The following is a 6,453-nucleotide window of genomic DNA, read 5'->3' on the forward strand; positions in this document are numbered from 1 at the left end:
GCCTTTCTGTAATCCTTCATAAAACAATAGATAATAATTTTTTATCATATAGATGGATTTGTATTCACTTAGCTCTTTCTTTTTCTTATCCAAGAGTAATTGACGCATTTTGAACATCGTCGATGAACAGAGTAAAATACTAATGAGTTGCCCATATAAATGGCATTCTAAGCGTTCTTTCTTGATTTCCTTGCACTTGTCAATTTGAAAGAAAGATTTCCATGTTTTGAACAAAATTTCAATTTGCCAGCGTAATGAATACAAGTCATGGATATGTTCCATTGGAACATTTTCTGCCAAAAGATTCGTAATATACACGTTGATTCCACTCAACCGTTTACTTCGTTCTTTGTAGGTAATACCTTTCTTTTTTTCTTTTTTGGCTTGTTCCTTCAACCTCTTCTCTGTTTGTTCCTTTGTTAATCGATGAATAATAACACGAGCAGGTAATTTTTGATACTGTCCAATGTATGCCTCTGAAATCTCCATTGTTTGACCAGGGGACAATTGATTCATGAGTTCTTCCATATCTAGCTGAATATAGAGTGTTCCTTTCTTTACGGTCCCATTTCGAAAATATTCTGGCTTATCATTCTTACGATAGATTCGAGAATTTAATTTCAAACGTGAGATATAGTAAGCTTTTTTATCATCGATCTTCTGTAAGTCATGTAAGTCGAAATAGCCTAAATCTCTTATGTACAAGTCTTTTGGTTGAATGGTTTGTAGGCTTGTTGAACCAAAGGTTTTATCATTTTCTCTTCCTTCTCCTACATAAACGTGCAGGAACTTTCCACTCAATAGGTCATACTCCAATTGGATTTTAACTCCTGCCGTATGGCTACTTCCACCTGAACCTTGATAATGTGAAGAAAACTTATCTGGAAGCTGAAATGTTGTAGAATCTAGAATCCGAATGTGCTTAAAGGTCGTGGTATATTGATGAATTATTTCTTTTGTTGAATGAATTCTTTGAGTTAGAAGTTTAGCTAGTACTTGTTCAAGAAACTGTACTGCAGAAGCATTAAATCGTTGGTTAAGTCCTTCAGGACTGATAAGAACACCTGTAGATACTTCAAGACAGCTACATAATTGTGTGAGTGATGTACTTGCAACCCGTTGACTAAGCCATACACACAAAGCAACTAACTCCTGTGCTTGATATTTACTCTTTCGCTGAACGAATCCTTTTTCTTTGGCTAGGTGTTCTAGAGTATGAGGAGACATATGTCGTTGTAATTCTTCAGCAATTGGTTGCAGTTCGTCAAGAATCGAAAGATTCATAAAGAAACGCCATCCTTTCCTATAATTCTACAGAAAGGATAACGTCTTTTTCGCTTTATGGATAGTGCAAAATCTTAGCTTGATAGTGATGTGACGCTACCCCAAATAATCATAAAAAGAGGAAATACATTATAAGAATGTATAAATAAACGTATACCGAGAGGGTGAAGAAGTGTATGTATTTAAATTACAAGAGAAGTATAAAAAACATCTTATTGTTTTTAATTCAAGTTCTACTCAAATTCCCCAATCGTCTCTTTCTAAGATTTAAATCCAATAAAAAATTTTCACTCATTGTATGTAAAGCCAAACTTTAATATAAATAACATCTATGAAGAAGATGAAACATCATCGAGTGCATGAATACTATCTCATATGTTTTGAAATTAAATTTTACAATAAAAATAAAATATTGAAATTATATTTTAATAGTGTTATGCTGTAACCAACAAAAGAAAGCGGTTTCAATAAATAAATGAGGGTGAGAATTATGCTAGAAAATTTAACAACCGAAACACGGAATAAAAAAACAATGAATTTAGACGAGATGTCAACAATTGATCTTTTAACAATCATGAATGAAGAAGATGCACTAGTCGCAGAAGCAGTGAAACAAGAACTTCCACAAATCGCAAAGGCAGTTGAAGCGATTGTTGCAGCAAAAAGAAACGGCGGCCGCTTAATATATATAGGGGCTGGAACTAGCGGACGTATTGGTTTGTTAGATGCGGTTGAATGTCCTCCAACATTCGGAACAGATCCAGAAGAAGTAGTTGGATTAATCGCTGGTGGTGAAAAAGCCTTCATTAAAGCAGTAGAAGGTGCAGAAGACAGTAAAGAATTAGGTATTCAAGATTTAAAAAATAATAATTTAACAGACAAAGATATTGTAGTAGGAATTGCAGCAAGCGGACGGACTCCATATGTTATTGGTGGATTAGAATATGCAAATTCAATTGGTACACAAACAGTTGCGGTATGCTGTAACAAAGGCTCAGCAGTAGGAAAAGTCGCAAGCATTGCCATTGAAGTAGTAAACGGACCAGAAGTATTAACTGGTTCAACTCGCTTAAAAGCAGGCACATCACAAAAATTAATTTGTAATATGCTTTCAACAGCCTCTATGGTAGGAATCGGGAAAGTGTATGGGAATTTAATGGTTGATGTTCAACTAACAAATGAAAAGTTAGTTGAGCGCGCAAAGCGTATCGTGATGGAAGCAACATCTTGTGATTATGAAACAGCTGAAACCTACTTAGTAAAAGCAGATAATAAGCCTAAAATCGCGATTGTAATGATATTGACAGGACTTTCAAAAGAAGAAGCAATGAAGAAATTAGAAGAAACGCAAGGGTTTGTTAGACAAGCATTAAAATAACCGAAAAGAGGGAGACATGATGAACAAATATCATAACATGGCATCTCAAATTTTAGATGCGGTTGGTGGTAGTACAAATGTTTCAACATATACAAACTGCATGACACGTCTTCGTGTTACACCTGTAGACCGTAATTTAATTAATGAAGAAGCATTAAAAAAGATTGACGGAGTTCTTGGTACTGTTGATGATGAAACATACCAAATTATCCTTGGACCAGGTGTTGTAACAAAAGTAGCAGAACAATTCGGTATTGTATTAGCAGAGAAAAAAGGAAACGGTGTTTCTTCAAAAGTTTCTTCTGCAGAAGAACTACAAGCAAAAGGTGCAGACATCAAGGCAGAATTAAAGAAAAAGAATAATACACCTTTTAAAAATTTTTTAAGAAAAGTTGGAAACATTTTCATTCCCATTATACCAGCATTCGTTGGAGCGGGATTAATTGCTGGTATTGCTTCTATTCTATTAAATAATATTACTGCAGGAAATTTAGACAAAGAAACTTGGGGACAATACGTAACAGTTTTAAATGTGATTAAAAATGCACTTTTTAGTTATTTAGTAATTTATGTCGGCATTAATGCGGCAAAAGAATTCGATGCAACACCAGCACTTGGTGGAGTAATCGGTGGTATTACCCTTTTAAATGGCATGACGCCAGAAAATCCAATTACTAATATCTTTACTGGTCAGCCGTTAACACCAGGACAAGGTGGAGTTATTGGTGTATTATTGGCTGTTTGGATTTTAGCATTTGTAGAAAAGAAATTACGTAAAGTGATTCCCGATGCAATTGATATTATTGTGACACCTACAATCGCATTATTAATCGTAGGGCTTGTAACAATTTTCTTACTCATGCCATTTGCAGGTTTCATTTCAGATAACTTAATTGGTGCTATCAATTGGGTATTATTACGCGGTGGTGCATTTGCAGGATTTGTACTTGGTGCAACATTCTTACCACTTGTTATGTTAGGATTACACCAAATATTAATACCAATTCATATTGAAATGATTAATACAACAGGTATGACACAATTACTTCCTATTCTTTCGATGGCAGGGGCTGGGCAAGTTGGTGCAGCAATCGCATTATGGATTCGCTGCCGCAAAAATAAATCTTTAAGAAATGTAATCAAAGGTGCACTCCCAGTAGGAATTCTCGGAATTGGGGAACCATTAATTTACGGTGTTACATTACCATTAGGTCGTCCTTTTATCACCGCATGTATCGGTGGAGGTATTGGAGGAGCGGTCATCGGATTACTTGGTAACGTTGGTGCAATTGCTATCGGACCATCTGGTGTAGCATTAATTCCTCTAATTGCTGGTGGAGTATGGTGGAAATACGTCATTGGATTATTTGCAGGTTACATCGGTGGGTTTATCGTAACCTATTTCTTCGGTGTACCAAAGGAAGCGATGACGGAACAAGAATAATATATCTTAAAAAGTACGATTAGACTTTAGGTCAATCGTACTTTTTTTGTATAATAAGAACAAATGAAAAGGGGCTGACAGAGTGAAAGTAAGCAGTATTCAATCTCAAATTGAGTTAGTTTTGAATGAATTACCTGTATCAGAAAAAAAGGTAGGAGAATACATTCTGCTACATGCTAAAGACGTCACAAATATGACTATACATGAATTAGCAAAAGCGGCAGAAGCAAGTAGCGCAGCTGTTATTCGCTTTTGTCGTTCTTTAGGAATATCAGGATTCCCAGCTTTAAAAATGCGTTTATCTGCAGAAGTAGAACACATTCGACATGTAGGATATTTAGATATTGAATCAAACGAAGAAGTGCAATCAATTATTGAGAAAACAGTCTCTAATACGGTACAAACATTTCATGACACTGCTAGTCAACTAGAACCAGAATCTATTGAAAAAGCAGTAGATATATTACATAATGCAGATGTTATCTACATTTACGGAGTAGGAGCATCATTCCTTGTCGCTGAAGATGCTGCACAGAAGTGGAATCGCGTAGGAAAAAAAGCATATGCCATTTCAGATCATCATGTATTGGTAATGACAATGGCAACACAATCAGAAAGTGCAGTATTCTGGGGAATTTCTTACAGTGGAGAAACAAGAGAAGTAATTCAGTTAGTGAAAAGCGCAAAAGAATTTGGGATGAAAACCATTGGTCTTTCTCGTATAGGAAATAATAAACTTTCACAAATGGTTGATGTTTCTTTATTTACAGCTCGTGCTCCAGAAGCTGAGCTTCGTAGCGGTGCAACAAGTTCTCGTTTTGCACAATTATTTGTAGTAGATGTAGTATTTTTTACATATGCCTCTTCTCAATATGAATTTACAGTAAAACAATTAAAAAAGACAAAACAAGCGATTCAGGATTTTTATGATTAATAAAAGGTGCGAAATATATAGTTTTTTATAGTAACGGCAGCAAAGTATTATCCTAGAAGAGGAACCCGAGATTCAAATTGTTAATAAAGAAAGAAGATGGGTCTTATTATAGACATTCATCTTCTTCTTGTTTATACCAGACATTTGTCAACACTCACTGCTATATTTGTTTTTTAATAAAACACTTAATTATCTTTTCTTTTTCCCTATGTAAAGTAAGTGAGAAGATACTCCTAAAACATGAGGATTGGTTGCTGTTTCTTTTAATAATTCAATAAGTTGAGTGAACTCATCTTTTCCACGATTTTGCCAGTATTCCCATTGCTCTTTTGATAAAAGAGTACCTATGTTAGATGAACCGATAAGATTTAATGTCTCAAAGCCATAAGACTCCATAAAAGGTTTAATGTCTTCAATATTAAAGTAATAAGCTCCTGTAAATCGCCCTTTATCACTATGATTAAATTCACCCGTACGGATAAATTGCTGAATGGAATCCATGTTATCATTTGGTTTCCACGTCTGGGGATATAGCAACGATGAAAGAACATGCTTAATTCTTGGCATAAAAGCTACGTAAACAATCCCATCGTTCTTTGTGACTCTATATAATTCTTTAATTGCTAAATTACGGTCTTGCTCTGATTGCAAATGGTACATAGGCCCCATCATAAGAGAAGCATCGAACTGCTCGTTTTCTAATAAAGTGAGACTCCTTGCATCTGCAATATGAAACCCATCAAACCGGTCAGATAAACCTAATTCTCTTGCTTTATTTTCACCAACCTCAACTAATCTAGGCACAAGATCAGTTAATGTAACTCTATATCCTTGTTCAGCCAATTTCATAGCATATTTACCAGGTCCAGCTCCATTATCCAATACCTTCCCTGTCTTAGGTAAATATTTTTGTATATAGTGCCAATTAACCTGAAATTCTAACGGTTCACGGTCAAGACGTCCCCACTCATCAAATGTAGAATAATACTCAACAACTTTATTTACCTCTGTTTTCAAAGAGTTTTTCATGTTCATTATTTTTATCACTCCAATCAATATGTACTAATTGATATATTTTCGATTTAAAATTTTAAAGTCCTTCTAACAATTAAAAACTCCAATGTCCTTAATTTTTACAAACATTTTCTTCAGCAAAAAGGGGAGTTATAGAAGTAAAATACAAAAATGAAATGTTTCCTCAATACCTAAACTATGAATGAACTATGCTACAAATTTTTTAAAAAAGCTAAAGAGAAGGGGGGATGTCTAAGCTGGCAATGGGCTGGCTAATCGTGGATTGAATCACATGAAGATTCTGTGCTGCTATAGTCAGAGAACTGTACTTTGAGACTTCAATAATATATTAATTATTAAACATTAATAGCTGCACCCCTTTTCGAATATTAGTAGTAC

5 protein-coding genes are annotated in these 6,453 nt (G+C 34.8%); 3 read left to right on the top strand and 2 right to left on the bottom strand.

All coding sequences use genetic code 11. The annotated features are described in order from the left end of the window. On the bottom strand, positions 1 to 1,284 hold a 1,284-nt coding region (locus LRP84_RS21935), incomplete at its 3' end, for an IS4 family transposase (RefSeq protein ID WP_230577024.1). A 490-nt stretch (positions 1,285 to 1,774) separates the two neighbouring features. On the opposite strand from LRP84_RS21935, the gene murQ reads away from it, so the two are divergent. The 3 genes from murQ (at position 1,775) to LRP84_RS21950 (ending at position 5,040) form a co-directional block, all read left to right on the top strand. Beyond that, positions 1,775 to 2,662 (top strand): N-acetylmuramic acid 6-phosphate etherase, encoded by an 888-nt coding sequence (gene murQ, locus LRP84_RS21940; RefSeq protein WP_230577025.1) that lies wholly within the window; start codon positions 1,775 to 1,777, stop codon positions 2,660 to 2,662. A 19-nt stretch (positions 2,663 to 2,681) separates the two neighbouring features. After that, complete coding sequence (locus tag LRP84_RS21945) at positions 2,682 to 4,106, top strand: PTS transporter subunit EIIC (protein ID WP_230577026.1); 1,425 nt, start codon at positions 2,682 to 2,684, stop codon at positions 4,104 to 4,106. Between the two features lie 82 nt (positions 4,107 to 4,188). Continuing rightward, a complete protein-coding gene (locus tag LRP84_RS21950) occupies positions 4,189 to 5,040 on the top strand; it encodes a MurR/RpiR family transcriptional regulator (protein WP_230577027.1) in 852 nt (283 codons plus the stop codon). Between the two features lie 189 nt (positions 5,041 to 5,229). On the opposite strand, the gene LRP84_RS21955 is transcribed toward LRP84_RS21950, so the two are convergent. Beyond that, positions 5,230 to 6,075 carry a class I SAM-dependent methyltransferase gene (locus LRP84_RS21955; RefSeq protein WP_230577028.1) on the bottom strand — a complete coding sequence of 282 codons (846 nt, stop codon included), beginning with the start codon at positions 6,073 to 6,075 and terminating at the stop codon, positions 5,230 to 5,232. Positions 6,076 to 6,453 lie beyond the last annotated feature (378 nt).

Origin of the sequence: Bacillus rhizoplanae (genome assembly GCF_917563915.1) — a bacterium.
Lineage (GTDB): Bacteria > Bacillota > Bacilli > Bacillales > Bacillaceae_G > Bacillus_A > Bacillus_A rhizoplanae.